Origin of the sequence: Tabrizicola caldifontis, from assembly GCF_004762095.1 — a bacterium.
GTDB lineage: Bacteria > Pseudomonadota > Alphaproteobacteria > Rhodobacterales > Rhodobacteraceae > Tabrizicola > Tabrizicola caldifontis.
On record NZ_SIJH01000006.1, the window covers coordinates 111,048 to 135,043 of the forward strand.

General features: G+C 64.5%; 23 protein-coding genes and 1 tRNA gene. 20 read left to right on the forward strand and 4 right to left on the reverse strand.

Features of this window, described 5'->3' with window-relative positions; genetic code table 11:
- Positions 1–53: 53 nt before the first annotated feature.
- The 11 genes from EYB42_RS06645 (at position 54) to EYB42_RS06695 (ending at position 10,452) form a co-directional block, all read left to right on the forward strand.
- Positions 54–851, forward strand: a complete 798-nt coding sequence (locus tag EYB42_RS06645) for an ABC transporter ATP-binding protein (protein ID WP_135449087.1) — start codon at positions 54–56, stop codon at positions 849–851.
- Positions 844–1,422: a hypothetical protein gene (locus tag EYB42_RS06650; protein WP_135449088.1), complete on the forward strand. Its 579-nt coding sequence runs from the start codon at positions 844–846 to the stop codon at positions 1,420–1,422. The genes EYB42_RS06645 and EYB42_RS06650 overlap by 8 nt, the downstream gene beginning before the upstream one ends.
- Entirely contained in the window at positions 1,423–1,758 is a 336-nt protein-coding gene (locus EYB42_RS06655) for a hypothetical protein (protein ID WP_135449089.1), read from the forward strand.
- Entirely contained in the window at positions 1,755–2,621 is an 867-nt protein-coding gene (locus tag EYB42_RS06660) for an ABC transporter permease (RefSeq protein ID WP_135449090.1), read from the forward strand. Before EYB42_RS06655 ends, EYB42_RS06660 begins: the two co-directional genes overlap by 4 nt.
- Positions 2,618–3,463, forward strand: a complete 846-nt coding sequence (locus EYB42_RS06665; RefSeq protein WP_135449091.1) for an ABC transporter permease — start codon at positions 2,618–2,620, stop codon at positions 3,461–3,463. Before EYB42_RS06660 ends, EYB42_RS06665 begins: the two co-directional genes overlap by 4 nt.
- Before the next feature lie 39 nt (positions 3,464–3,502).
- Positions 3,503–4,483: an ABC transporter substrate-binding protein gene (locus tag EYB42_RS06670; RefSeq protein ID WP_135449092.1), complete on the forward strand. Its 981-nt coding sequence runs from the start codon at positions 3,503–3,505 to the stop codon at positions 4,481–4,483.
- A gap of 268 nt (positions 4,484–4,751) precedes the next feature.
- Positions 4,752–6,029 carry a helix-turn-helix domain-containing protein gene (locus EYB42_RS06675; RefSeq protein ID WP_135449093.1) on the forward strand — a complete coding sequence of 426 codons (1,278 nt, stop codon included), beginning with the start codon at positions 4,752–4,754 and terminating at the stop codon, positions 6,027–6,029.
- A gap of 79 nt (positions 6,030–6,108) precedes the next feature.
- Complete coding sequence (locus tag EYB42_RS06680; RefSeq protein WP_135449094.1) at positions 6,109–6,471, forward strand: response regulator transcription factor; 363 nt, start codon at positions 6,109–6,111, stop codon at positions 6,469–6,471.
- A 10-nt stretch (positions 6,472–6,481) separates the two neighbouring features.
- Positions 6,482–6,745, forward strand: coding sequence for a hypothetical protein (locus EYB42_RS06685; protein WP_135449095.1), 264 nt, complete (start codon positions 6,482–6,484; stop codon positions 6,743–6,745).
- 1 nt (position 6,746) lies between these two features.
- The gene (locus tag EYB42_RS06690; RefSeq protein ID WP_135449096.1) at positions 6,747–9,431 is read left to right on the forward strand and encodes an ATP-binding protein; all 2,685 of its coding nucleotides are present in this window, start codon (positions 6,747–6,749) and stop codon (positions 9,429–9,431) included.
- Between the two features lie 55 nt (positions 9,432–9,486).
- Positions 9,487–10,452 (forward strand): FliM/FliN family flagellar motor switch protein, encoded by a 966-nt coding sequence (locus tag EYB42_RS06695; protein ID WP_135449097.1) that lies wholly within the window; start codon positions 9,487–9,489, stop codon positions 10,450–10,452.
- A gap of 4 nt (positions 10,453–10,456) precedes the next feature.
- Here EYB42_RS06695 and EYB42_RS06700 read toward each other — a convergent pair whose 3' ends face one another.
- Positions 10,457–10,888 (reverse strand): TIGR01244 family sulfur transferase, encoded by a 432-nt coding sequence (locus EYB42_RS06700; RefSeq protein ID WP_135449098.1) that lies wholly within the window; start codon positions 10,886–10,888, stop codon positions 10,457–10,459.
- Between the two features lie 153 nt (positions 10,889–11,041).
- Here EYB42_RS06700 and EYB42_RS06705 point away from each other — a divergent pair, with 153 nt between their 5' ends.
- From EYB42_RS06705 to EYB42_RS06715, 3 genes are all read left to right on the forward strand, one after another.
- Positions 11,042–11,365 carry a TraR/DksA family transcriptional regulator gene (locus EYB42_RS06705; protein ID WP_135449099.1) on the forward strand — a complete coding sequence of 108 codons (324 nt, stop codon included), beginning with the start codon at positions 11,042–11,044 and terminating at the stop codon, positions 11,363–11,365.
- The gene (locus EYB42_RS06710; RefSeq protein ID WP_135449100.1) at positions 11,362–11,574 is read left to right on the forward strand and encodes a hypothetical protein; all 213 of its coding nucleotides are present in this window, start codon (positions 11,362–11,364) and stop codon (positions 11,572–11,574) included. Before EYB42_RS06705 ends, EYB42_RS06710 begins: the two co-directional genes overlap by 4 nt.
- A 70-nt stretch (positions 11,575–11,644) precedes the next feature.
- Positions 11,645–13,375: an enoyl-CoA hydratase-related protein gene (locus EYB42_RS06715; RefSeq protein WP_276605853.1), complete on the forward strand. Its 1,731-nt coding sequence runs from the start codon at positions 11,645–11,647 to the stop codon at positions 13,373–13,375.
- Between the two features lie 6 nt (positions 13,376–13,381).
- Here EYB42_RS06715 and EYB42_RS06720 read toward each other — a convergent pair whose 3' ends face one another.
- Positions 13,382–13,597, reverse strand: a complete 216-nt coding sequence (locus tag EYB42_RS06720; RefSeq protein ID WP_135449102.1) for a hypothetical protein — start codon at positions 13,595–13,597, stop codon at positions 13,382–13,384.
- Between the two features lie 137 nt (positions 13,598–13,734).
- Between EYB42_RS06720 and EYB42_RS06725 the strand changes: the two genes are divergently transcribed.
- Positions 13,735–13,989: a DUF2312 domain-containing protein gene (locus tag EYB42_RS06725; protein ID WP_135449103.1), complete on the forward strand. Its 255-nt coding sequence runs from the start codon at positions 13,735–13,737 to the stop codon at positions 13,987–13,989.
- A gap of 23 nt (positions 13,990–14,012) precedes the next feature.
- Here the strand turns inward: EYB42_RS06725 and EYB42_RS06730 are convergent, their stop codons facing one another.
- Positions 14,013–14,897 (reverse strand): hypothetical protein, encoded by an 885-nt coding sequence (locus tag EYB42_RS06730; protein ID WP_135449104.1) that lies wholly within the window; start codon positions 14,895–14,897, stop codon positions 14,013–14,015.
- Positions 14,898–15,007: 110 nt separating this feature from the next.
- On the opposite strand from EYB42_RS06730, the gene EYB42_RS06735 reads away from it, so the two are divergent.
- Positions 15,008–16,666 carry an ABC transporter permease gene (locus EYB42_RS06735; RefSeq protein WP_135449105.1) on the forward strand — a complete coding sequence of 553 codons (1,659 nt, stop codon included), beginning with the start codon at positions 15,008–15,010 and terminating at the stop codon, positions 16,664–16,666.
- A 143-nt stretch (positions 16,667–16,809) separates the two neighbouring features.
- Positions 16,810–16,884, forward strand: a tRNA-Thr gene (locus EYB42_RS06740).
- A gap of 34 nt (positions 16,885–16,918) precedes the next feature.
- On the opposite strand, the gene EYB42_RS06745 is transcribed toward EYB42_RS06740, so the two are convergent.
- Complete coding sequence (locus EYB42_RS06745) at positions 16,919–17,257, reverse strand: TfoX/Sxy family protein (protein WP_135449106.1); 339 nt, start codon at positions 17,255–17,257, stop codon at positions 16,919–16,921.
- Positions 17,258–18,008: 751 nt separating this feature from the next.
- Here EYB42_RS06745 and EYB42_RS06750 point away from each other — a divergent pair.
- Genes EYB42_RS06750 through glgC form a run of 3 tightly spaced genes read left to right on the forward strand, consistent with a single transcriptional unit; the run spans position 18,009 to position 23,923 of the window.
- The gene (locus EYB42_RS06750) at positions 18,009–20,417 is read left to right on the forward strand and encodes a glycogen/starch/alpha-glucan phosphorylase (RefSeq protein ID WP_135449107.1); all 2,409 of its coding nucleotides are present in this window, start codon (positions 18,009–18,011) and stop codon (positions 20,415–20,417) included.
- A 31-nt stretch (positions 20,418–20,448) separates the two neighbouring features.
- A complete protein-coding gene (gene glgB, locus EYB42_RS06755) occupies positions 20,449–22,620 on the forward strand; it encodes a 1,4-alpha-glucan branching protein GlgB (protein WP_135449108.1) in 2,172 nt (723 codons plus the stop codon).
- A gap of 31 nt (positions 22,621–22,651) precedes the next feature.
- Positions 22,652–23,923 (forward strand): glucose-1-phosphate adenylyltransferase, encoded by a 1,272-nt coding sequence (glgC, locus tag EYB42_RS06760; protein WP_135449109.1) that lies wholly within the window; start codon positions 22,652–22,654, stop codon positions 23,921–23,923.
- Positions 23,924–23,996: the final 73 nt, after the last annotated feature.

The following is a 23,996-nucleotide window of genomic DNA, read 5'->3' on the forward strand; positions in this document are numbered from 1 at the left end:
AGCCAATGGCAGGATCGCACGGGCCGACAACGGGAATGTGAAGGAATGTGGGTGTGAAGGACACGAAAAGTCTGGACCAGCCGGTGATCGAGGCGAAGGGGCTGAACCTTGTCTTTCAGACATCGGACGGGCCGGTGCAGGCGTTGAAGGACGTGAACCTGACGATCGGCAAGGGCGATTTCGTCAGCTTCATCGGGCCTTCGGGCTGCGGCAAGACCACCTTCCTGCGCTGCATCGCGGCGCTGGAGCATCCGACCTCGGGAACGCTGACAGTGAACGGCATGACCCCGGACGAGGCACGCCAGAAGCGCGCCTATGGCTATGTGTTCCAGGCGGCAGGGCTGTATCCGTGGCGGACGATCGCCGGGAACATCAGGTTGCCGCTGGAGATCATGGGGTTCCCGAAGGCCGAGCAGGAAGAACGAACCGAACGGGTGCTGGAGCTGGTGGAGCTGAAGGGTTTCGGCAAGAAGTTCCCGTGGCAGCTGTCGGGGGGCATGCAGCAGCGCGCCTCGATCGCGCGGGCGCTGGCCTTCGATGCCGACATCCTCTTGATGGACGAACCCTTCGGCGCACTGGACGAGATCGTTCGCGACCGGCTGAACGAGGAAGTGCTGAAGCTCTGGGCGCGCACCGGCAAGACCATCGGCTTCGTCACGCATTCGATCCCCGAGGCGGTCTATCTTTCGACCAAGATCGTAGTGATGTCGCCGCGTCCGGGCCGGATCACCGATGTGATCGACAGCCCGCTGCCGAAAGAGCGCCCGCTCGACATCCGCGACAGCCGCGAGTTCATCGAGATAGCCCACCGCGTGCGCGAGGGGCTGAGGGCGGGACATCAGGATGACTGAGACCCGCCGCGCCTGGCGCGGGCGCCGCGTGGCGCCCAGGACCCCGGCCGAGGCCTGGGGGGCCTTTGCGCGCGAGACGGGTTTTGCGCTGGTGATCGTGCTGGGCGTCGCGGTCGTGGCGCTCTTCGTCGCGCTGGACGAGGTGAGCCTGAACCCGCGCAACTGGTGGGACTACATCTGGATCAAGGCCATGGCGCTGGTCTTGGTGCCGCTGATCCTCGGCCATGAGATCTGGCTTCTGTCGAAGCGGCTGGCGGCCTTCCGGCGGGGCGAGGTTTTCGTCGACAGCGATGAAGTCTCGCCCGAGGCGGTTCCCCCACCCTCGACGCGCAAGAAGCGCGAGACGGCGGCGCAGAAGAAGCGGCGCCAGGCCTTTTGGCGCGAGATGATCATCATCACGGCGATCTGGCTGTTCTGCACCGTTGCGGTGGCCGTGCTGGTGGTGGACGACTGGCTGAAGGGGCGGCCGTTTGGCGAGGCCGGGCTGATGTTTGTCGGGCTTCTGGCGATGTATGCGGTGATCGTGGCGATCAACGTGAAGGAAAAGCGTGACAAGGACCGGGGTCTCTAGATGGGCGGGATCAGCTTTCTGTGGCTTTCGGCCGCGACGGCGGTGTTCGTGGCGGCAAATGGCGTCCTGAAGACCTATACCGTCAAGGGCGGCTGGCCGGTGCTGGTCGGCGCGCTGGCGTTGTTCTGTGTCGGCAACTGGCTGATGGTGCAGGTGATGCGGGCAAACGGGTTGGGGCTGGCGATTGCGCTATCGGCGATCTTCCAGCTGGTTGCCATCTCGCTGATGGCGATCGTGGTGTTTGGCGAGCGCCCCTCGCCGCTGCAACTGGCCGGCATGGCGCTGGGTGTGGTGGCAGTGGCGATGATCGCCTGGCCGCAGGGAGGCAGGGCATGAGCCGGGCGCTTCCCGTCCTGACCGTCCTCGCCGGGATCGTGGCGATCTGGTATGCCGCTGCGGTCTGGATGAACGCGAAATGGGTCTATGACCAGGCAGAGCGCGCCGGTCAGCAGGTGACCTGGGCAGAGGTGATCCCCCAGACGATGAACCAGACGCGCCCGCTTCTGCCACCGTCGCACCAGGTGGGGGCAGAGCTTTGGAAGGGCCTCTTTGGACAGGCCGTCACATCGAAGCGCAGCCTGGTCTATCACGGCTATGTCACCTTCAAGGGCACGATGACGGGGTTCGGCCTTGGGATCATCGTGGGCGTGCTTCTGGCCATGGCCATCGTGCGCTTCCGCGTAATGGACCAGAGCGTGATGCCCTGGGCGATCATCAGCCAGACCATTCCCATCGTTGCGCTGGCGCCGATGATCATCACCTTGTCCAGCCAGCTGGGCATTTCGGGGCGCGATGTGCCGAAGGCGATCATCGCGGCCTATCTGTCCTTCTTTCCGGTACTGGTCAGCATGGTGAAAGGGTTGCGGGCACCGGACCAGATGCAGCTTGATCTGCTGAAGACCTACAGCGCAAGCCAGACCGAAACCTTCCTGAAGCTTCGGTTGCCAGCCTCGATGCCGTATTTCTTCGCCTCGCTCAAGGTGGCGGTCGCCGCAAGCCTTGTCGGAACCATCGTGGGCGAGCTGCCGACCGGCGCGATCGAGGGCCTGGGCGCGCGGATGTTGATCGGATCGCAATTCGGCGAGCCGCTGATCATGTGGGCGGCACTGTTCGCGGCGGCGATCCTGGCAGGGCTGCTGATCGTGACCGTGGGGCTGGTGGAACGGCTGGCACGCAGGCGCATGGGGGTTCCGGCATGAGCGCACTCTGGATCGCTGTCGCCGTCTGGCTGGGCGCCTGGGCGTTGAATGTCTGGCTGGCGGGGCAACCGCTGTCGCGAAGGGGGTTCGGCCGCGCGCTGGTTCCGCTGATCTTCGGCGCGACAGTCCTGGTCTTGTGGGAGGGGTTGGTGCGGGGCCTGGGGGTCGCCCCGGTGATCCTTCCGGCGCCATCGGCCATCGCCGCGAAGATTTCGACCTCGATGCCGGTCCTGTGGCAGGATTTTGCGCAGACGATCCTCCGGGGGGCAATTCCGGGCTTCCTGATCGGCTGCGGTGCGGCGTTCCTTACCGCCATCGCCATCGACCGTTCACCATTTCTGCAGCGCGGGCTTTTGCCAATCGGAAACTTCGTGGCCGCGCTGCCCATCGTCGGCCTGGCGCCGATCCTGGTGATGTGGTTCGGGTTCGACTGGCAGTCGAAGGCGGCGGTCGTGGTGGTCATGGTGTTCTTCCCGATGCTGGTGAACATCGTTGCCGGTCTTCAGGCGAGCGAGCGGATGCAGCGCGACCTGATGGCCACCTGGGGGGCAAGCTACTGGCAGAGCCTCATCAAACTGCGCCTGCCGGCGGCGATGCCCTTCGTCTTCAATGGGCTTAAAATTGCATCGACTCTGGCCCTGATCGGGGCCATCGTTGCCGAATTCTTCGGCAGTCCGATCTACGGCATGGGGTTCCGCATCTCGACCGAGGTCGGGCGGCTTGGCCTTGACATGGTCTGGGCCGAGATTGCGGTGGCGGCCTTGGCGGGTTCGGCCTTCTATGGTCTGATCGCCCTGATCGAACGGTGGGTGACATTCTGGCATCCGTCGCAACGGCATTAACAAAGGCCCGGGATACGGGCTCAACACGGGAGAACGAAGATGAAGAGACTGATCACGGCGGCCTTCCTGGCAGCGGCAGCCTCTGGCGCCAGCGCCGAGGATGTGAAGCTGCAGCTGAAATGGGTGACCCAGGCCCAGTTCGCTGGCTATTATGTCGCCAAGGACAAGGGCTTCTATGAAGAGGAGGGCCTGAACGTCACCATCCTGCCGGGCGGCCCGGACATCGCGCCGACCCAGGTCATCGCCGGTGGCGGCGCCGATGTGGTGGTGGAATGGATGCCGGCGGCGCTCGCCGCGCGGGAAAAGGGCCTGCCGCTGGTGAACATCGCCCAGCCCTTCAAGTCCTCGGGCATGATGCTGACCTGCCTGAAGGAGACGGGGATCAAGGAGCCGAAGGATTTTGCCGACAAGACGCTGGGCGTCTGGTTCTTCGGCAACGAATACCCGTTCCTGTCCTGGATGAGCCAGCTCGGTTTCAAGACCGACGGCAGCCCTGGTGGCGTGACCGTGCTGAAGCAGGGTTTCAACGTGGACCCCTTGCTGCAGAAGCAGGCCGCCTGCATCTCGACCATGACCTACAACGAATACTGGCAGGTGATCGACGCCGGCATCAGCCCCGACGACCTGGTGACCTTCAAGTATGAGGATCAGGGCGTGGCGACGCTGGAGGACGGGCTTTATGTGCTTGAGGACCGGCTGGCCGACCCTGCCTTCCAGGAGACGATGGTCAAGTTCGTCCGTGCCAGCATGAAGGGCTGGAAATATGCCGAGGAGAACCCGGACGAAGCCGCGATGATCGTGCTGGAGAACGACCAGACCGGCGCCCAGACCGAGGCCCACCAGAAGCGGATGATGGGCGAGGTGGCCAAGCTGACCGCCGGCTCGAACGGCGCGCTTGACCCGGCCGACTACGAACGGACGGTGGCCACGCTGCTGGCCGGCGGGTCCGACCCGGTGATCTCGAAGGCGCCGGAAGGGGCCTGGACCCACATGATCACCGACAAGGCGCTGGCGAACTGATCGCTGGACGCTGCTGAAGCGGGCGGGCGCGGCCGTGGGTTGCGTCCGCCCTTTCTCATGACGTGCCGACCTTCCTGCGCGGACAGGGCCATTCGGCGGCACATGCCTGATGCACCGAGCTGTGGAATGGGTGCTGCTTGCCCCGGTGAAGGACTGATCCCGCACTGTCGCAGGCAGCCCGCGGGAAAGCTTCGCGGGGCTTGGCACTGATTGACTATGCATTGTAAATCGGGACTCATCCTGTAAATGCTTCCGGGAATTCGTTCCGATGCCGCTGTCCACCCTGACAGGAACACGTCTGCGCGAACGAAGGCTGGCCGCGGGCCTGCGGCAGGCTGACGTGGCAGAGGCGGCCGGAATTTCTGCCAGCTACCTGAACCTGATCGAACACAACCGGCGCAAGGTTTCGCCCGAGCTGATCGACCGGCTGGCCGGCATTCTGGGCCTGGACCGTGCCGCACTGGCCGGTGACGAGGATGCGGCACTGGTCGAGGATCTGCGGGCTGCCGCATCGCGTGCGACACCGACGCTTGCAGAACTCGACCGGGCCGAGGAGTTGGTCAGCCGCTTTCCCGGCTGGGCCGAGCTTCTGGTGGCGCTGGACCGGCGCGTGCAGATGCTGGAACGCGCGGTCGAAGCTCTGAACGACCGGATGAGCCATGACCCCCACCTGTCGCAGGCGCTGCACGAGGTGCTGTCGTCGCTGTCCTCGGTGCGGGCCACAGCAGCAATTCTTGCCGAGACGGAAGACCTTGATCCGCAATGGGCCTCGCGCTTCCACAGGAACCTGCACCATGACAGCGAACGGCTGGCAGCAGGTGCAGAAGCGCTTGTTGCCTATCTGGATGCAGGCAGCGGAATCGCCGAACAGGGCATCGCGTCTCCGCAGGAAGAGGTGGAGGACTGGCTTAACCGCCGAGGCTGGATCTTTACCGATGCAGAATTGGCCTCGGGGTGCAGGGATGATGTCGCCGCGCTGGCTTCTACTGCGGCACGCAGTCTGGCGCAAAGGCTTCTGGCCGAAGCCGCCGCCGATGCGCGCGCGCTGCCCGAGACCGCGTTCGCCGCAGCCCTTGCCGTCACCGGACCAGACCCCCTGTCGCTGGCCGACCGTTTCGGCGCTGATCCCTTGACGGTCATGCGGCGGCTGGCGCTTCGGTCCGATGTCGCGGCGGGACTGGTGATCTGCGACGGATCGGGCACGCTGACCTTTCGCAAGCCTGCTTCGGGGTTTCCGTTGCCGCGCTTCGGTGCGGCTTGCCCGCTGTGGCCGCTTTACACGGCACTCGGCCGACCGGGCCAGCCGGTCGAGGCGCTGGTTTCGATCGCCGGACAGGGCGGACGGACCTTCCGAACGGTTGCCTGGGGCCAAATGCAACATCCGCAAGGCCTGCGCGGACCCGAACTGAGGGCGGCGGCCATGTTGATTCTTCCGGCAGAGCCGGGGGCTGGTGCGGCTTTGCCTGTCGGGTCCAGCTGCCGCGTTTGTGCCAAGGCCGAATGCCCGGCACGGCGGGAACCCTCGATCCTGGGCCTTGCCCTCTGACGCATCCGGTTTTGACAGGCGGGCCGGTTCTGCGGATAGTGAATCAGAGGCGGCGCCAAGCCCGCCCGGGGGGGAACCGGTGACATTGCATGTGCTCCTCATCGAGGACGAGCCGAACATCGCCGAGGCGATGCGCTTCATCCTGTCGCGGGAAGGCTGGCGGGTCAGCCATCTTGCCCAGGGCACCGAGGTTCTGGAGCGGGTGCGCGCCGACCGTCCCGACCTGCTGATCCTCGACCTCATGCTGCCCGGCATGTCCGGGCTGGAAATCCTGGCCGCGCTGCGTGCTGATCCCGAAACCCGCGCACTGCCGGTGATGATGCTGACGGCGCGCGGCCGCGACCGGGAACTTGCCGAGCAGGCCGGGGCCGACCGCTTCATATCCAAGCCCTTCTCGAATGCCGAAATAGTGGCTGAAGTGCGCGCGCTTGTGGGGCGCTAGGGGTTGTGCGATGGCCCGGGTGAAACCGCCTCTGTTCCTTGCCCGGGCGCCCTACCGCCGCCGCCGCCTGCGGGATGCGGCGCGGCTTCTGCCGGTGGTGGGGCTGTTTCTTCTTCTGGTGCCGCTCTTGTGGACACCGAAGGCAGAGGTCAGCCTGAGTTCGGCTGATGTCATTTACTTCTTTGCTGTCTGGCTGATCCTGATCGGTCTTGCGGCCGCCTTTGCCCCGGGCCTGCGCGCCGATGAACAACAGCCCGAGGAGGAGGAGGACTGACATGCCCTTCAACCTTCTGGTGGCGGCCTGCCTGCTGTATGTCATCTTCCTGTTTACCGTAGCCTTCCTTGTCGAGCGCCGGGCGCTGATCGGGCGGCTGGGCTGGCTGCGCTCGCCACTGGTCTATACGCTTTCGCTGTCGATCTACTGCACCGCCTGGACCTTCTACGGTGCGGTCGGCTATGCGGCGCGGTCGGGGCTGGAGTTCCTGACGATCTATTTCGGCCCGACGCTGGTCTTTGTCGGCTGGTGGTGGCTCTTGCGAAAGCTGGTCAGGATCGGGCGGCAATACCGGGTCACGTCGATCGCGGACCTGATCTCCTCGCGCTTCGGAAAGTCGAACACGCTGGGGGTGATCGTCACCCTGATCGCGGTTGTTGCGGCCACGCCCTACATCGCGCTGCAACTGCAATCGGTGGTGCTGAGCTTCGGCGTCTTTGCCAGCGCCGCACCTGACGGACAGGCGCCCCTCGATGCCGGCAGCACGGCGATCTGGGTGGCTGTGGGGCTTGCCCTGTTCACCATCCTGTTCGGCACCCGAAATCTGGACGCGAAGGAACAGCACCACGGCATCGTCACGGCAATTGCCGTCGAGGCAGTGGTGAAGCTGGTTGCCCTTCTCGCGGTCGGGGCCTTTGTCGTCTGGGGAATCGCCGGGGGCGTTTCCGACATCATCGCCAGGATCGACGCGGCACATCTGAACGCGTGGCAGGTGCAGCCGGGGCGATGGACGGGGCTGATCTTCCTTTCGGCCGTCGCAGTCATCACCCTGCCACGGATGTTTCAGGTCATGGTCGTGGAAAACGATGACGAGGGGCACCTTGCCCGCGCCAGCTGGGCCTTTCCGCTGTATCTGATGCTGATGAGCCTGTTCATCGTGCCCATCGCCGTGGTGGGACTTGAGCGGATGCCGGCGGGATCCAACCCCGACATGTTCGTGCTGACCCTGCCGCTGGCAGAAGGGCAGGGCAGCCTGGCCATGCTGGCCTTCCTTGGCGGGTTCTCGTCGGCCACCTCGATGGTCATCGTCGAATCCATCGCGCTGGCCACGATGATTTCCAACCACATCGTGATTCCGCTTTGGCTGCGTTGGCATCCGACGGCCGGTGCGGGCGACGATCTGCGTGTCGTCGTGCTGCGCGCGCGACGCATCGCCATCGCGGCGGTTCTGGCGCTGGGGTATGGCTACTATCACGTCTCTGGCGGTTCGGCGGCGCTTGCGGCCATCGGCTTGATTGCCTTTCTGGGTGTGGCGCAGGTTCTGCCTGCGCTGATCGGGGGCCTGTTCTGGCGCGGGGCGACCCGTGTCGGGGCGATGTGCGGGCTGGTCACCGGCTTTGCGGTCTGGGCCTTTGCCTCGTTCCTCCCGTCCTTCGGGCCCGGGGCGGCGCTGTCGGAAGCCGTCTTCCAGCAGGGGCTTTTCGGACTGTCCTGGCTGCGCCCCCACGCGCTGTTCGGCACCGAGGCGATGGACCCCCTTACCCATGCGCTTTTTTGGTCGATGACGCTGAACACCGCGGCCTTCTGCCTCGGTTCGTTATTGACCTTCCCGGGACCGGTGGAACGCCTGCAAGGGGCGGCCTTCGTCAACGTCTTCGACGGCGGCGCCGGCCCGCAACGCTGGGCACGCGGTCAGGCAGAGCCAGAGGCGCTGCTGACCATGGCGCAGCGTATCCTGGGCGAGGAGGCGGCGTTGACCCTGTTTCAGTCGGCCGCCCGCGATCAGGGCAAGGAGGGTTTCCTGCCCGATCCTACACCGGCCTTCCTTGATACGCTCGAGGCACGCCTGTCAGGTTCGGTCGGTGCCGCGACGGCACACGCGATGATCAGCCAACTGGTCGGCCGCGCGATGGTGACGGTCGAGGATCTGATGGCGGTGGCCAGCGAATCCGCTCAGATCATGGAATACTCCGCCCAGCTCGAGGCCCGCGAGGCCGAGCTGACCCGCACCGCCGGGGCCCTGCGCGAAGCGAACGAGAAGCTTACCCAGCTTTCGATCCAGAAGGACGCCTTCCTCAGCCAGATCAGCCACGAACTGCGCACGCCGATGACGTCGATCCGGGCGTTCTCGGAAATCCTGACGGAAGGCGATCTTCCGCCGGACATGGTGGCAAAGTATGGCAAGATCATCCATGACGAGGCGAAGCGGCTGACTCGGCTTCTGGACGATCTGCTGGATCTTTCGGTCCTGGAAAACGGCACGGTGCAGCTGAACCTGGAAATGGCGAACCTGCAGCAGATGATCGACACCGCGCTGACCGCAGCGCGCCAGACCCGGCCCGAGCGCAGCTTCGTGATCCACCGCGACCTACCCTCGGAACAGATCTATCTGAAGACCGATGCCGACAGGCTGACCCAGGTGTTCATCAACCTGATCTCGAATGCGCGCAAGTATTGCGATGCCGAAAACCCCGAATTGCGGATCGCGGTACGCCAGCGCGCGGGGCGTGTGATGATCGACTTCATCGACAATGGCAGCGGCATCCCGAAAGAGAGCCAGGCGCTGATCTTCGAAAAATTCGCGCGGCTTACCGATGCCAACCGGGCGGGCGGGGCAGGGTTGGGTCTGGCGATCTGTCGCGAGGTTATGACCAACCTTGGCGGCTCCATCGCCTATCTGCCGGGGCAGGGCGGCGCTGCCTTCCGGGTGACCGTGCCGCTGCGGCTGGAAAAGGCCGCAGCTTAACCTTTTGTCAAGGCCGGGCGACCTAGTCTGGCCGCGCTGCAACAGGGGGGCCGGAATGTCGCATGTCATCCGTCGCAAGATCGACCGCGCCCGCCCGTCCCAGGCAGATGGCGCGCCCGGTGTGGACCGGTGCTGGCGCCTTGCGCTGGCACGCGCCGCGCGCGAGGCGCTCGGCCTCGACCTGGGGGTGGATCGCCTTGCGATCACCCGTGCCGGACTGGCCGAGATTCTTGACAGTGCGCCGGATCGCGCCCTCGTGGCTTTGCTGGACGGGCCGCGCGGGGGGCTGGGGGCCCTGATGCTTTCGCCCGCAGTGACGGCCGCCTTCATCGAGCTTCAGGCGCTCGGCCGGCTTCAGTCGCAGCCTGCGCCGCCGCGTCGCCCGACGCGGATTGACGCGGCCATGGTGTCCGGCGTGATCGACAAGGCGCTTGCCTGCCTGGATGAGGCGCTGGCGGAAGAGGCCGATTTCGTCTGGGCCGGTGGCTTCCGCTATGCTTCGTGGCTGGAAGATGTGCGCCCGCTGGCCCTGATCCTGGAGGAAGAGGATTACCGCGTCCTTACTGCGGATGTTGCGCTTGGCGGCAACCGCACCGGTCAGGCAATCCTGATCTTGCCGGCCATCGGGCGGGGGGACCGGCCCGCCTGGTCATCGGCCGAGGTGGAAGAGACTGCCCCCCAGTTTACGGCTGCGCTTGCGGCGCAGTTGGAACTGGCCGATTGCCGGCTTGACGCCGTCATCGGGCGGGCAAGGCTGACGATCGGCAGGATCATGGCCCTGAAGCCGGGCGATGTGCTGGAAATGGCCTCGGCCACGGTTGACAGCATTTCGCTTGAAACCCTGGACGCTCGCGGTGTTGCCCGCGCACGGCTGGGCCAGAAGCGCGGGATGCGCGCGGTCAAGATCCTTTCGATTGGACCGCAGACAAGCAGGCCGGCACCATCGCCAGAGCAGTCTGTGCTGCCTGGCGCGGCGGACGCGGCAACCGAAGCGGAAGAGGAATGGCGCGCAGCCGGCTGATGCCTCAGCTGCCCGACCGGGCCAGCGCCTCGATCTGCGGGCGCAGATGTTCCAGCTGATAGCCGAAACGCGCAGGCAGCGCGATTAGTTCATCAACCGGCCGCTTTCCGGCCTGGCTCAGCGCCCAGACGATGGAGCTGCGGTTGCCGCTGGCACAATAGGCAAGGACCGGACCGCGGGACGCCGCAATTGCCGCACCCTGCGCCGCCACGTTGTCCATGGTCAGCATCCCCCCGATCACTGGATTGACGACGAAAACCAGACCAAGCGCCTCGGCCGCAGCACGCATCGCGTCGGCCTGCAGATGGGACGGAATCTCGCCATCGGGGCGGTTGTCGATCACCGTGACATAACCCGCAGCCTTGATGGCCGGCAGATCCGAAGGCTCGATCTGCGGGGAAACGGCGTAGTCTGGTGTGATCGCACGGATGTCCATGTCTTCCTCTGTACAGGGTGCCGCGTTACCGCGGCCAAGCCAAGGATAGCCGCAGGCTGCGCAAAGCGAAAGCGTCGGCGTTGACTTGTGTCAAGGCGCAGCCGGCGTTTTACTTTCATCAGGAAGCAGCAAGCACTGATTTGGATGGACGAAATGGCGAAGACACCGCTGGCGACCCGCAAGGCCATGCTGGAGGGGCGGCTGATCGAACTGGGCGAACGGCTGGAGGCGATCGAGGAGGAACTCGACTCGCATCACAACCCCGACTGGGAGGATCTGGCCACCGAGCGTGAGGTCGATGAGGTGCTCGAGGCCACCGGAAATGCCGGGCTTGCGGAAATTGCCCAGATCCGCGCCGCGCTGCGCCGGATTGCGGATGGCAGTTACGGCCTCTGCGTCCGGTGCGGCGAAGAAATCGGCGAGGCCCGTCTGGATGCGATACCCTGGACCCCGCTTTGCAGGAGATGTGCGACATGACCAAACCTGACCCGACCGAAGACCTGATCCGCAAGGAGGCCGAACTTCTTCAGGCGGGAATCGAGCTGCAAGGCCAGAATCTGGAACTGCTGCTGGCAGAGATGCAGGCCCTTGCCGCGCTGATGCCGGGGGCAAAGGTTCCCGGAACACAACTGCATCACCCAACCGAGGCAGAGACTGAGGAAGGTTTCGACAACATGCCCGTCTGATCGGGTGGTTGCCCTTGCCTGAAACCGCTGAATCCGCCTTACTTTGCCCCAGGGGCGGGGGAACATGCCAATGGGTGCAGCGGGCGTTACGGCAGAGAGGCAGGGGCAGGTCTTGGTCCTGCGCCTTGCCAGCGGCCCGTCCAATGAACTGGATGCGGAGGTGCGCGCGGCATTGATCGACGCCCTTTCCACCCTGGACTGTGACCGGGTGGTTCTGGCGGGTAGTGGCGCAACGTTTTCTAGCGCGATCTCCCTTGAACCGGATCGCGCGGTCCCCTCGCTGGCCGATCTGTGCGCCGCCGTCGAAACCGCCCCGGTGCCGGTCATCGCGGCGTTGCAGGGGCTGGTGATGGGGCCGGGGGCGGAACTGGCAGTTGCCGCGCACGCCCGGGTCGCTGCACCGGGAACCCGCATTGCCTTTCCCGAGGTCGCGCTTGGGCTTTGCCCCGAAGGCGGAACCAGCCTTCGCCTGCCCCGGCTGATCGGCGCCAGGGCGGCACTGGACTTGCTGCTGTCCGGCCGGGCAGTCAACGCCATGGCAGCGCAGGACATGGGTCTGGTCGATTCCCTGGCAGCAGACCCGGTTGCCGCGGCTGCGATGACACCCATTCGGCCGGTCTTGCCACCTCGCGCGGCGGGCGAAACCCTGACAGCCTGTGCCGAAGCGCGGCGGTTGCGATCTTCGGCGCAGGCTGCGGCCGAACGGATCATCGCCTGCGTCGAGGCTGCGGCCATGCTGCCGCCCGAAGCGCATCGCGCCTTCGAGGAAGTGGCGCGCGAGGATCTGGAACTGTCGCCCGAGACCCGGGCACTGCGATCCGCCGTCCTGGCTGAACGTCGGGCAGCGCGGCTGCCGCCCGCTGTTGCCCGGCTGCGGCCAGTTGCCGCCGATGCGATTGCACTGCATGGTTCGGCGCCCATGCTGGCCGGGCTGGCCCGCCGGGCGCTGGCCAGCGGAATGGCCGTTCACTGGCATCACCCGTCAGACGCGGCACGGCAGGCAAGCCTTGCGGCCCTTGACCATGCCGAAGCGGCCGAAGTGCGTGCCGGTCGGCTGACCCCCGGGGACCGGGATGCGCAGCGGGCACGGCTGACCGAGGGATCAGCCCAGGCGTCCGCCGCGCCGGTGCAGATTCATGCCGGACCCTCAACCCCGCGATCCTTGCGGTCGGACACGGGGCAGGCCCACCTTGTGCTGGGCGGTGCCGAGGGAGAGCTGGGGCTTGCACTGGCCCCATCGCTGCGGACCTGCGAGCTTGCTGTGCTGGCGGAAGAGGCGCCACGCGAGATCGGTCTTGCGGTGGCCACATTGCGCCGCATGGGGTTGTCGTCGATCCTGGTCGGGCAGCGCCCCATCCTGGGCCAAAGACTGATGGCTGCGGGCGAGACCGCGCTTGCCCAGCTGGCCCGGTTGGGCGTGTCTCAGCGTCTTCTGGCCGAAGCCCTGGGGGATTTCGGCGCCAGGGTGCCCATGGAACTGCCAGAGGCAAACGCCCCGATGCGGGCAATGCCGCCGCGCGAAATCGTCAACCGATGGCTGGCCGCCATCGCAAACGAGGGGTTCCGGCTTCTGGATCGTGGGGTTGCGCGGCGACCTTCGGATGTGGATTGCCTGCTGGTCGCGGGCTACAGTTTCCCGCGGTGGCAGGGCGGACCGATGCATCAGGCAGAAGAGCGGGGGCTCATGGTGCTGCGCCACGACCTGCGTCTGTGGTCGCAGGAACACCCGGTATGGGCACCCGCGTCCCTGATCGATCGGCTGATCCAGGACGGGTTGCGGATTTCGGATCTTGACGGCTGACCCACGTCAGCCAAGCAATATGCCCGTCACGACCATGGCCAGACCAAGGGCAGAAACCCCCATGGCTGCCATGTTGATCAACACCACCCGTTGCAGTTCCGCGCGCATCGCCGTGTCGTCAAGCCCGGCATGCCTGGCCCGCATGGCCCTGACCACGCAGTAGCCAATGCCCGCCAGCCCTGCCATCGTCAACGCTGCCCCTGCCCAGATCAATGCCTGCATGTATGCCGTTCCCAGTCGCCACCGGGGTCTGGCTACCCGGTTCGGCACTGCTTCGCAAGCTGCGCGCGGATGCCGCTTGAACCTGCGGGGCGGGGCAGGGTAGGAACCGCCTGACCCCCAAGCACAAAGGACATGCGATGGCCGATCCGACCGAGCAATACGCCGTGACCGCGGACGAACTGCGCCAGTTCATCGAGCGCTACGAACAGCTGGAGGCCGAGAAGAAGGACGTCACCGAACAGCAGAAAGAGCTGATGGCCGAAGCCAAGGGCCGCGGCTACGATACCAAGGTGATGCGCAAGGTCATCGCCCTGCGCAAGCGCAAGCCCGACGAGATCGCCGAGGAAGAGGCGGTTCTGGAAATGTACAAGGCCGCACTTGGCATGACCTAGGGCCGCGAAGCGCGTCCCGCGCTTCAGGCTTCGATCAATCTGACACCGGCCATGCCGGAAATATAGGCGACGTCGCGCAGATACAGATCGCTCAGCTGCGCGACGGTTTCATCGGTCCAGCCGGGCACGTCGATCTCGACCTCGACCCGCTCTGGCCTTGCAAATTTTTCCAGGAAGGCCGTGACCACCCGCCGCCGCTGCGAAACGGACTGCGGTGGGTGTTCCTTGCAATAGTTGCGCATCCTTGCGATGCCGATGTCGGTCATGATCTGCGCCAGCACCTCATCGGAATCGGCCAGCAATGTTCCTGCCGCATGCCCCGAGATCGCCTGCATGATTTCCGGTTCGATCAGTGGGGTTTCCTCGTCGCACCAGACCGTCAGGGGAACGCCCGGGTTGTTGCGCAGGATCTGGCGCACCGTGTCGGACCAGCGCAGGCTGAACGGATCAATCGCCGAAACCATCGCCCGAGGGCCGGACGCGCTGCCCTTTGCGTCGATTTTTGCCTGCAGCGCCGGCAGGAACGTGGCAGGATTGCGGATGGCAAGAAAGAACTCGGAACTGTGGTCGGGGAAAATCCGCGTGATGGCGCGCATGATCTCGCCACCCCTGGGGTAGAAGGTCTCGCCCACAGCCCAGGTGGGAAATCCCATGAAACTGTCCCATGACAGCACGATGCGTTCGCCTTCGGCATCATCAATGATCTGCTCGAGCATCATCGCCTGTGTCTCCGGTGTTGCCACCTGACCGCCAAGCTTGTCGGATATTTCGCGCACCTGCCGACGATAGCGGGTCGGAGAGGGCACCAGAATGCCCTGTTCGGCAAGCACCGCACGATTCTTCAGAAAGCAGCGGATAAGTCGATCCTCGTCGGTGCAGTGGGCACCAAGGTGATAGGCGATGCGCATGGGCCTTGCTTTCGGGTCGATCCCTGTATGGCTGGGGTGCAGCCTTTTTCCGCACTATATGGGATGGGCTTTTCTGGACAGTCAAACGCCTTTCCTGTAAGCGGGTCGCAATGACCGAGCATTTCAGTCAACTTGACCCACCGCGACCCCGGTTCCGCATGGATCTGTGGACACCCGGTGCCCTTCTGATCGCTGCGATCGTGCTTGCCCCGATCGGCTCGATCTTCTGGATCGCCCTTACCCCGACCGAGAACATCTGGCCGCATCTGATGGCCACGGTGCTGCCACGCTATCTGGGCACCACGCTTGTGCTGATGCTGGGGGTTGCCGCCCTGTCGGCGGCGATGGGTACCGGCGCGGCCTGGCTGGTCAGCCAATACCGCTTTCCAGGCCGCAACTGGCTGTCCTGGGCATTGCTGTTTCCCCTGGCCATCCCGGCCTATGTCGGGGCCTACGCCCTGGTCGATTTTCTTGATTACGCGGGCCCGCTGCAAACGGCCCTGCGGAATACCTTCGGATGGACATCGGCCCGGGACTACTGGTTCCCCCAGGCGCGTTCGTTGCCCGGTGCGATCCTTGTGCTGTCCTTTGCCCTTTATCCCTATGTCTATCTGCTGGCGCGCGCAGCCTGGCGCGAACAGTCTGGCGCCACCTACGAAGTGGCCCGTGCGCTGGGGTGCGGACCATGGGGCATGTTCCTGCGGGTCGGCCTGCCCCTGGCCCGCCCGGCGATCGCCGCAGGCGTTGCGCTTGCCCTGATGGAGACCGTAGCCGACTACGGCACCGTATATCATTTCGGGGTGCAGACGCTCACGACGGGGGTGTTCTCGACCTGGCTGAATGCCGGCAACGCAGGTGGTGCGGCGCAGATTTCCGGGGTCATCCTGCTGCTGATCCTGCTGCTTGTCGGGCTGGAGCGTGCCGGTCGCGGCGGCGCGCGCTTCCACCAGACCAGCCGGGCACTGCGCCCGGTGCAACGCCAGCAGATCCTGGGTGCCCGGCGCTGGCTGGCAACGGCGCTTTGCCTGCTGCCCTTTGCGGGCGGTTTCGTGCTGCCGGTGGCCGTGATGCTGGCCCATGCCATGCAGGCACCAGACGGCTGGCTGGCGCCAGGACTTGTGGAGGCGCTGCGGAATACTCTTGTTGTCGGGGGCCTTGCGGCGCTGGCGACGGTCGGCGCCGCGCTCTATCTTGTTTATGCGCTGCGGCTGGCCGGATCGGCCATGGTGCGCTGGCTGCTGCCCCTTACGCTGATCGGCTATGCCGCGCCGGGGGCGGTTCTGGCCTTGGGATTGCTGGTGCCACTCGCCGCTGTCGATCATCGCCTGGCTGATGCAGTCCTGTCCCTGACCGGCTGGGACCCCGGGTTGATGATCACCGGAACTGCCTTTGCCTTGGGGCTGGCCTACATGGTGCGCTTCTTCGGGATAGCTCAGGGGGCGGTGGATGCGGCTTTCGGCCGGGTCTCGCCCTCGCTGCCGATGGCGGCCCGGTCGCTGGGCAGGACGGCCGGCGGCACGCTGGGGGCGGTCTATCTGCCGCTGATGAAAAGTTCGGTTGTTACCTCGTTGCTGGTCGTTTTCGTCGATTGCGTCAAGGAACTTCCCGCAACTCTACTGCTGCGGCCCTTCAACTATAACACGCTGTCTACCCGGGTCTTCGAGCTTGCAAGCCTGGAACGTCTGTCCGAGGCGGCGCCGGCGGCGTTGCTGGTCATGGCGGTCGGGATGATTGCCGTGGTGATCGTTGCCAGGGGCGAGCGGGACTGATCGCCCCGCACCCCGCACGGGCCGCTGATCCTGCGCGCTTCACTCTCTCTCGCGACCACCCCTGCTGGCACACCGACCGGAAGCGCGGCACATTCAGAGCCGATTGCACTTGCGGCGCCAATGGCATATCTACGGCACGCGTAGCCCCTATAGCACAGCGGTAGTGCAGCGGTTTTGTAAACCGAAGGTCGGGAGTTCGAATCTCTCTGGGGGCACCAGTTTACACTCAGAACTGCGGGCGTGGCGCAGGACTCAGCTTCGCGCGACAACACCGAGCATGTCCAGCGCTTGTTCCAGATCGGCGCGCAGTTTTGCGTCGGACCGGTTGAAGGTGGCGCACAGGGCATCGAAACGTTTGCGGAGGGCCTTCTTTTCTTCGCCCTTGCAGTCGTTCCAGGGGCGGCCCTGCAAGCCCATCACCAGCACATAATAGCCAATGAAATGTGGCCGTGTGCCCGCAGCAAGCAGCCGGCGATAACCTTCATCGGGGCCAATGGCGCGAAGTTCCTCGGCGCTGGTGATGCCGGCACGCGCGAAGGCTGCCTCAGAAGCGGGGCCAAGGTTCGGGATCGTCGAGACAGGGCTGGTCATGCTGGGCGCGGCCGAAACGAACAGGGGGCCAGACTTGCGGCTGGCCCCCGGCTTGTCAACGGCGCGCCAGGTATCAGATCGACGCCCAGTCCCTGAAGACCGTCTGACCGGCCTGCTGGGTGGGGGTACCGGTCTGCTGACCCTGCTGCTGGGGGGTCTGACCCGAAGTGCCGCCTTGCTGGGGGCTTGCTGGGGAAGAGGCCATCTGACTGCTCCGTGCTCTGGCTCTGGTTGTCGCGTTCTGCATATATTGCGTCGCTTGCGAGCGTTGGCAAACCCGCTTCACGACGATCCTGCGGCGCTGTGGCAGGGTTGTGCGGGTTTCGCAACATCGACATGATCACATTTCCTTTCCCCCATGCCAGTTTGCGCGGCGATCACCCGGGTCAGGGCGAGAATCATGATGCTGCCGAAGGGCTGGGCAGGGTTGCATGTCTATCTGCGCTTGGCCCAGTCGTCCCGACTGGCCGAACGAATCCCGCTGTGGTGCGCCGCGGCATGGGCCGAGTCCGGGGTGTCCGTACCGGTTTCCCTTTTGGATCCATACCCTTGGCCCGACGCAATGAATCAAACCGGTTTGAAACGGCATTAATCAGAGCAGACATTTGAAACATAACAGTAGACAGGAGTTATGGTTGCGGTAACACAAAACCGGTTTGAATGGTCCTGTTCATGTTGGACACCCATCGCAGGGCCCGACTGACTGCTTGACCGCCGTCCTGCGGCGCTTAGGCTTTGCGAACGAACTGACATGCTGGACAGAACCGTGACCGATCTGAGCGTGACCCCGAACCTTCTGCAGGCCGATATCCTGCGCCATCTGATGTTCACGGTCGGCAAGGATGCTCCGCATGCCAGTGTGCATGACTGGCGCATCGCCTTGTCCCATGCGATCCGTGACCGCATCGTCGAGCCCTGGTTCGCATCGACACGCCGCACTTGGGCGGAAGACCACAAGCGTGTCTACTATCTTTCGATGGAATTCCTGATCGGCCGGATTCTGGAGGACGCGACGATCAACCTTGGTCTTTACGATGCCGCTCAGGATGCGATGGCAGCCTTTGGCGTCGATCTGCGCGCGGTGATCGACGACGAACCCGATGCGGCTTTGGGGAACGGGGGGCTTGGTCGCCTTGCGGCATGCTTCATGGAATCGATGGCGACGCTCGGCTGCCCCGCCTATGGCTACGGAATCCGCTACGAGCATGGGCTGTTTCACCAGCGGTTCGACCACGGGCGCCAGATCGAGACCCCGGAGAACTGGCTTGCCCAGGAACATCCCTGGGAATTCGCCCGGCCCGAAAGTGCCTATACCATCGGTTTCATGGGCCATGTGGCATCGCGCGACGGACGCGAGGTGTGGCACCCGGGCGAAACCGTGATCGCCGAGGCGCATGACACGCCGGTCATCGGCTGGCAGGGCAAGTGGGCCAATACGCTGCGGCTTTGGGGGGCCAAGGCGACAACGCAGTTCGATCTGGAACGCTTCAACCGCGGCGACTACACGGCTGCGGCCGAGCCCGAGACGCTGGCGCGCACGCTGAGCCGGGTTCTTTACCCGGACGATACGACCTACCAGGGCAAGGTGCTGCGGCTGAAGCAGGAATTCTTCCTGACCTCAGCCGCGCTGCAGGACATCCTGCGCCGGTTCCTGGCCAGCCATTCCGACCTGCGCGCGCTGCCGAGGCATGTTGCCATCCAGATGAACGACACCCATCCCGCAATTGCGGGGCCAGAGCTGATCCGTCTGCTGACGGATGATCACGGCCTTCCGTTTGACGAGGCGCTGACCATTTCGCGGGCCTGCCTGGGCTACACCAACCACACGCTTCTGCCCGAGGCTCTGGAACGCTGGGCGACCTATACGTTCGGGACCGTTCTGCCGCGGCACATGCAGATCGTGGAACGGATCGACAGCTGGCATCGCCGCGCCTATCCCAGCCGTCCGCATTATGTGGGTATCGTCAAGCACCAGGAAGTGCGGATGGGAGAGCTGGCCTTCATCATGTCGCACAAGGTGAACGGCGTTTCCGCGCTGCATACCGATCTGGTGAAGAAGACCCTCTTTCCTGAACTGCACGCGCTGCATCCCGGTCGGATCGTGAACCAGACCAACGGCGTCACTCCGCGCCGCTGGCTGCGGATGGCGAACCGGCCGCTTTCGGCCTTGATCACCAAAACGATCGGAACCGGGTGGGAGGCCAATCTCGACCGCCTCCGCGAACTTGAGCCGCATGTCGAAGACGCCGGTTTCCGGGCCGATTTCGCGGCCGCCAAGCGGGCGAACAAGGTCGAGCTTTCAAACTGGATCGGGCGCCAATTGGGGGTGCAGGTCTCGCCCGATGCGGTTTTCGACGTGCAGGTCAAGCGCATCCACGAATACAAGCGCCAGCTGCTGAACATCCTGGAAACCGTCGCCCATTGGCATCGAATACGCGCGAACCCGAGGGAGCCCTGGGTGCCGCGCGTCAAGATCTTCGGTGGCAAGGCCGCACCCGGCTATGCCGTCGCAAAGGAAATCATTCGCCTTATCAATGATGTGGCATTGATTGTTAACAATGATCCGGTCACAGGGGATTTGCTGAAGATCGTCTATCCGCCCAACTACAATGTCACGATGGCGGAACGGGTGATCCCGGCTGCCGACCTGTCGGAACAGATCTCGACCGCCGGCAAGGAAGCGTCGGGCACCGGGAACATGAAGTTCATGATGAACGGCGCGGTGACAATCGGCACGCTGGACGGCGCGAATGTCGAGATATTGCAAGAAGTTGGCGCAGAGAACTTCTTCCTGTTCGGCTTGACCGCGGAAGAAGTGGCCAGGCGGCGCGAGGATCCCGACCATGCCAGAAAGGCCATCGAGGCAAGCCAGCCGCTGATGGATGTGCTGCAGATGATCGCCGAGGGACGTTTCAGCCCCGACGAACCCGAACGTTATCATCAGCTGGTGCACAGGGTCTGGCACCACGACTATTTCCTCGTGGCATCGGATTTCGCGGCCTATCACGCGACGCAGGCGCAGGTGGATGCGGCCTATGCCGACCCGGCGCGCTGGTGGAAGATGGCGGCGCTGAACACGGCGCGAAGCGGGTTCTTCTCCTCTGACCGGACGATCCGCGGTTACATGGAAGAGATCTGGCAGACGACATCGGCGCTGTAACACGCTCCGGCGGCTTTCGGGGGAGGGAAGCATGGCTGAGACGACATTGGACCGGGGCGCAGCCGAGGCGATTGCCGGGGGCCGGCATGGCGACCCCTTCGCAGTGTTGGGGCCGCACAAGGTGGCGAAGGGCTGGGAGGTGCGCGCCTTCGTCCCGGGGGCAGAGCGCCTTTGGGTGCTGACGGGCAAGACGGCGGCAGAAGCATCGCCATATCCGGAACTTCCGGGTCTTTTCACGCACCGTATGGCGCGCAGGACAGACTACAGGTTTCGCGCCGAAGGCAACGGAACCCAATGGGAATTTGACGACCCCTACAGGTTCGGCCCGGTGTTGGGCCAGCTGGACGAATATCTGCTGGGCGAAGGTACGCATCGCCGGCTGTGGCAGGCCCTGGGGGCGCATGTGATGACGCATGAAGGGGTCGAGGGCGTGCATTTTGCCGTCTGGGCACCGAACGCAGAACGGGTCTCGGTCGTGGGCGATTTCAATGTCTGGGACGGGCGACGCAACCCGATGCGGCGGCGGGGCGCAACGGGGGTGTGGGAAATCTTCATGCCCGGCCTGGGCGAGGGCACGGCCTACAAGTATGAGATCAGGGGGCCGGGTGGGCAGATCGTGCCGCTGAAGGCCGATCCGGTCGGCTTCGGATCTGAACATCCGCCGGCAAATGCCTCGGTTGTCAGGACAATCCGCGGTGATTGGCATGATGGCGGCTGGATGGACGGGCGTGCTTCAAGGCAGACCATCGACGCGCCGATCAGCATCTACGAGGTCCATCTGGGATCCTGGAAGCGCGCGCCGGGCAACCGGATGCTGAGTTATCTGGAACTGGCCGAACAGCTGGTCGATTACGCCGCCGACATGGGCTTCACACATATCGAATGCCTACCGGTCAGCGAATATCCCTTTGATGGCTCATGGGGCTATCAGCCGGTAGGCCTGTTCGCCCCCACGATCCGCCACGGCACGCCATCCGAGTTCCGCGCCTTCGTCGATGCAGCGCACCGCAAGGGCCTGGGCGTGATCCTCGACTGGGTGCCGGGGCATTTCCCGACGGATGCCCATGGCCTAGGCCGCTTCGACGGCACGGCGCTTTACGAACACGCCGACCCGCGCGAGGGGTTCCATCAGGACTGGAACACCCTGATCTACAACTATGGCCGGACCGAGGTGAAGAACTACCTGGTCAGCAACGCCCTGTACTGGCTGGAGGAATACCACGTTGACGGGCTGCGGGTGGATGCGGTGGCCTCGATGCTTTACCGCGATTACAGCCGCAAACCTGGCGAATGGATCCCGAACCGGGATGGCGGGCGGGAGAACTACGAGGCGATCGACATGCTGCGGGCGATGAACATCACCGCCTACGGCGAATGTCCTGGCATCATGACCGTGGCTGAGGAATCGACGGCCTTTCCCGGCGTGTCGCGACCCGCAGACCTGGGCGGGCTGGGCTTCGGGTTCAAATGGAACATGGGCTGGATGAACGACACGCTGTCCTACATCCAGAAGGATCCGATCTACCGCAAGTACCATCACCACCAGATGACCTTCGGCATGGTCTATGCCTGGTCGGAGAACTACATCCTGCCGATTTCCCATGACGAGGTCGTGCACGGCAAGGGCAGCATGCTGGCCAAGATGCCGGGCAATGCCTGGGAGAAATTCGCAAATCTGCGGGCCTATTATGGTTTCATGTGGGCGCATCCCGGCAAGAAGCTGCTGTTCATGGGGCAGGAATTTGCGCAAGGCGCGGAATGGAACCACGCGCAAAGCCTTGACTGGCACCAGCTGGACCTGACCGAACACCATGGCGTCCAGCGTCTGATCCGCGACCTGAACCGGGTATATCGAGAGACCCCCGCCCTGCATGTGCATGATTGCCGCCCGGAGGGCTTTGACTGGATCCAGTCGAATGACGCCGAAGCGGGGGTCTTCGCCTGGGTCAGGAAAGGGCGCGACGGCGACCGGCCCGTAGTGGCGCTGATGAACATGACGCCGGTGGAGCGGCAGTATCGGCTGGGCCTGCCCTCGGCAGGCCGTTGGCGCGAGATCCTGAACACCGATGCCGAAGCCTACGGAGGAGGCAACCGCGGCAATCTGGGCGGTGTGGTCACGGAAGCCACGCCCTGGCACGGGCAGACCCAGTCGGCGCTTGTCACGCTGCCGCCCTTGTCGGCACTTTATCTGCAACAGGACTGAAGGGCGGGATACACCGCCAGGGGAGGGAAGAATGAAACCAAGACCGAACCAGCGGTTGTCCAGTCAGGCGATGGCCTTCGTTCTGGCGGGGGGCCGAGGCAGCCGGTTGAAGGAGCTGACCGACCGGCGGGCGAAACCGGCGGTCTATTTCGGCGGCAAGACACGGATCATCGACTTTGCCCTGTCGAACGCGCTGAACAGCGGCATTCGCAAGATGGCGATCGCCACGCAATACAAGGCGCACAGCTTGATCCGTCACGTCCAGCGCGGCTGGGGCTTCTTCCGGGCCGAACGGAACGAATACCTGGACATCCTGCCCGCCAGCCAGCGGATGGATGAAGTGAACTGGTATCGGGGCACGGCCGATGCGGTCGCGCAGAACATCGACATCATCGACAGCTACAGCGTGAAATACGTCATCGTCCTCGCCGGCGATCACATCTATAAAATGGATTACGAGGTCATGCTGCGCCAGCATGTCGAGGCGGGGGCCGATGTGACCATCGGGTGCCTTACCGTGCCACGCAAGGAGGCCACGGCCTTCGGTGTGATGCATGTCGATGCAACGATGCGGATCACCGATTTCCTGGAAAAGCCCAAGGATCCGCCAGCCATTCCGGGCGACCCCGATCACGCGCTGGCCAGCATGGGGATCTATGTCTTCGACTGGGCCTTCCTGCGCGACCTCTTGATCCGCGACATGGCGGACGACACTTCGACCCACGATTTCGGCTTCGACCTGATCCCGCAGATCGTGAAGCACGGCAAGGCCGTAGCGCACCGCTTTGCCGACAGCTGCGTGACCAGCGGTCTGGAAACCGAGCCTTACTGGCGCGACGTGGGCACGATCGACGCCTTCTGGCAGGCCAACATCGACCTGACCGATTTCGTGCCCAAGCTCGACCTTTACGATAACGCCTGGCCGATCTGGACCTATGCCGAGATCGTGCCGCCTGCGAAGTTCATTCATGACGAAGACGGCCGGCGCGGCATGGCGGTCAGTTCTCTGGTCTCTGGCGACTGCATCGTTTCGGGATCGGAGGTGCGGAATTCGCTGCTGTTCACCGGTGTGCGCACGCACAGCTGGTCTAGCCTGGAATATGTGGTGGCCCTGCCACAGGTGACGGTCAACCGGAAGGCGCAGTTGAAGAACTGCGTGATCGACCGCGGAGTGGAGATCCCCGAGGGCCTTGTGGTGGGCGAGGACCCGGAGGAAGATGCGAAGTGGTTCCGCCGGTCGGAGGGCGGCATCGTGCTGATCACGCAGGACATGATCGACGCCAGGGCGCGGGCACTGTCCTGACGGCGCGCGGGCGGAGGCCCCGGGGGTTTCACACCCCCGGACCCCCGTGGGATATTTGAGAACGGAAGAAAGA

Excerpts from the sequence above, each read along its gene's own strand:
- EYB42_RS06650 (WP_135449088.1), top strand. The coding sequence starts at position 844 with ATGACTGAGACCCGCCGCGCCTGGCGCGGGCGCCGCGTGGCGCCCAGG.
- EYB42_RS06655 (WP_135449089.1), top strand. The coding sequence starts at position 1,423 with ATGGGCGGGATCAGCTTTCTGTGGCTTTCGGCCGCGACGGCGGTGTTC.
- EYB42_RS06660 (WP_135449090.1), top strand. The coding sequence starts at position 1,755 with ATGAGCCGGGCGCTTCCCGTCCTGACCGTCCTCGCCGGGATCGTGGCG.
- EYB42_RS06665 (WP_135449091.1), top strand. The coding sequence starts at position 2,618 with ATGAGCGCACTCTGGATCGCTGTCGCCGTCTGGCTGGGCGCCTGGGCG.
- EYB42_RS06670 (WP_135449092.1), top strand. The coding sequence starts at position 3,503 with ATGAAGAGACTGATCACGGCGGCCTTCCTGGCAGCGGCAGCCTCTGGC.
- EYB42_RS06675 (WP_135449093.1), top strand. The coding sequence starts at position 4,752 with ATGCCGCTGTCCACCCTGACAGGAACACGTCTGCGCGAACGAAGGCTG.
- EYB42_RS06685 (WP_135449095.1), top strand. The coding sequence starts at position 6,482 with ATGGCCCGGGTGAAACCGCCTCTGTTCCTTGCCCGGGCGCCCTACCGC.
- EYB42_RS06690 (WP_135449096.1), top strand. The coding sequence starts at position 6,747 with ATGCCCTTCAACCTTCTGGTGGCGGCCTGCCTGCTGTATGTCATCTTC.
- EYB42_RS06695 (WP_135449097.1), top strand. The coding sequence starts at position 9,487 with ATGTCGCATGTCATCCGTCGCAAGATCGACCGCGCCCGCCCGTCCCAG.
- EYB42_RS06700 (WP_135449098.1), bottom strand. The coding sequence starts at position 10,888 with ATGGACATCCGTGCGATCACACCAGACTACGCCGTTTCCCCGCAGATC.
- EYB42_RS06705 (WP_135449099.1), top strand. The coding sequence starts at position 11,042 with ATGGCGAAGACACCGCTGGCGACCCGCAAGGCCATGCTGGAGGGGCGG.
- EYB42_RS06710 (WP_135449100.1), top strand. The coding sequence starts at position 11,362 with ATGACCAAACCTGACCCGACCGAAGACCTGATCCGCAAGGAGGCCGAA.
- EYB42_RS06715 (WP_276605853.1), top strand. The coding sequence starts at position 11,645 with ATGGGTGCAGCGGGCGTTACGGCAGAGAGGCAGGGGCAGGTCTTGGTC.
- EYB42_RS06720 (WP_135449102.1), bottom strand. The coding sequence starts at position 13,597 with ATGCAGGCATTGATCTGGGCAGGGGCAGCGTTGACGATGGCAGGGCTG.
- EYB42_RS06725 (WP_135449103.1), top strand. The coding sequence starts at position 13,735 with ATGGCCGATCCGACCGAGCAATACGCCGTGACCGCGGACGAACTGCGC.
- EYB42_RS06730 (WP_135449104.1), bottom strand. The coding sequence starts at position 14,897 with ATGCGCATCGCCTATCACCTTGGTGCCCACTGCACCGACGAGGATCGA.
- EYB42_RS06735 (WP_135449105.1), top strand. The coding sequence starts at position 15,008 with ATGACCGAGCATTTCAGTCAACTTGACCCACCGCGACCCCGGTTCCGC.
- EYB42_RS06745 (WP_135449106.1), bottom strand. The coding sequence starts at position 17,257 with ATGACCAGCCCTGTCTCGACGATCCCGAACCTTGGCCCCGCTTCTGAG.
- EYB42_RS06750 (WP_135449107.1), top strand. The coding sequence starts at position 18,009 with ATGCTGGACAGAACCGTGACCGATCTGAGCGTGACCCCGAACCTTCTG.
- glgB (WP_135449108.1), top strand. The coding sequence starts at position 20,449 with ATGGCTGAGACGACATTGGACCGGGGCGCAGCCGAGGCGATTGCCGGG.
- glgC (WP_135449109.1), top strand. The coding sequence starts at position 22,652 with ATGAAACCAAGACCGAACCAGCGGTTGTCCAGTCAGGCGATGGCCTTC.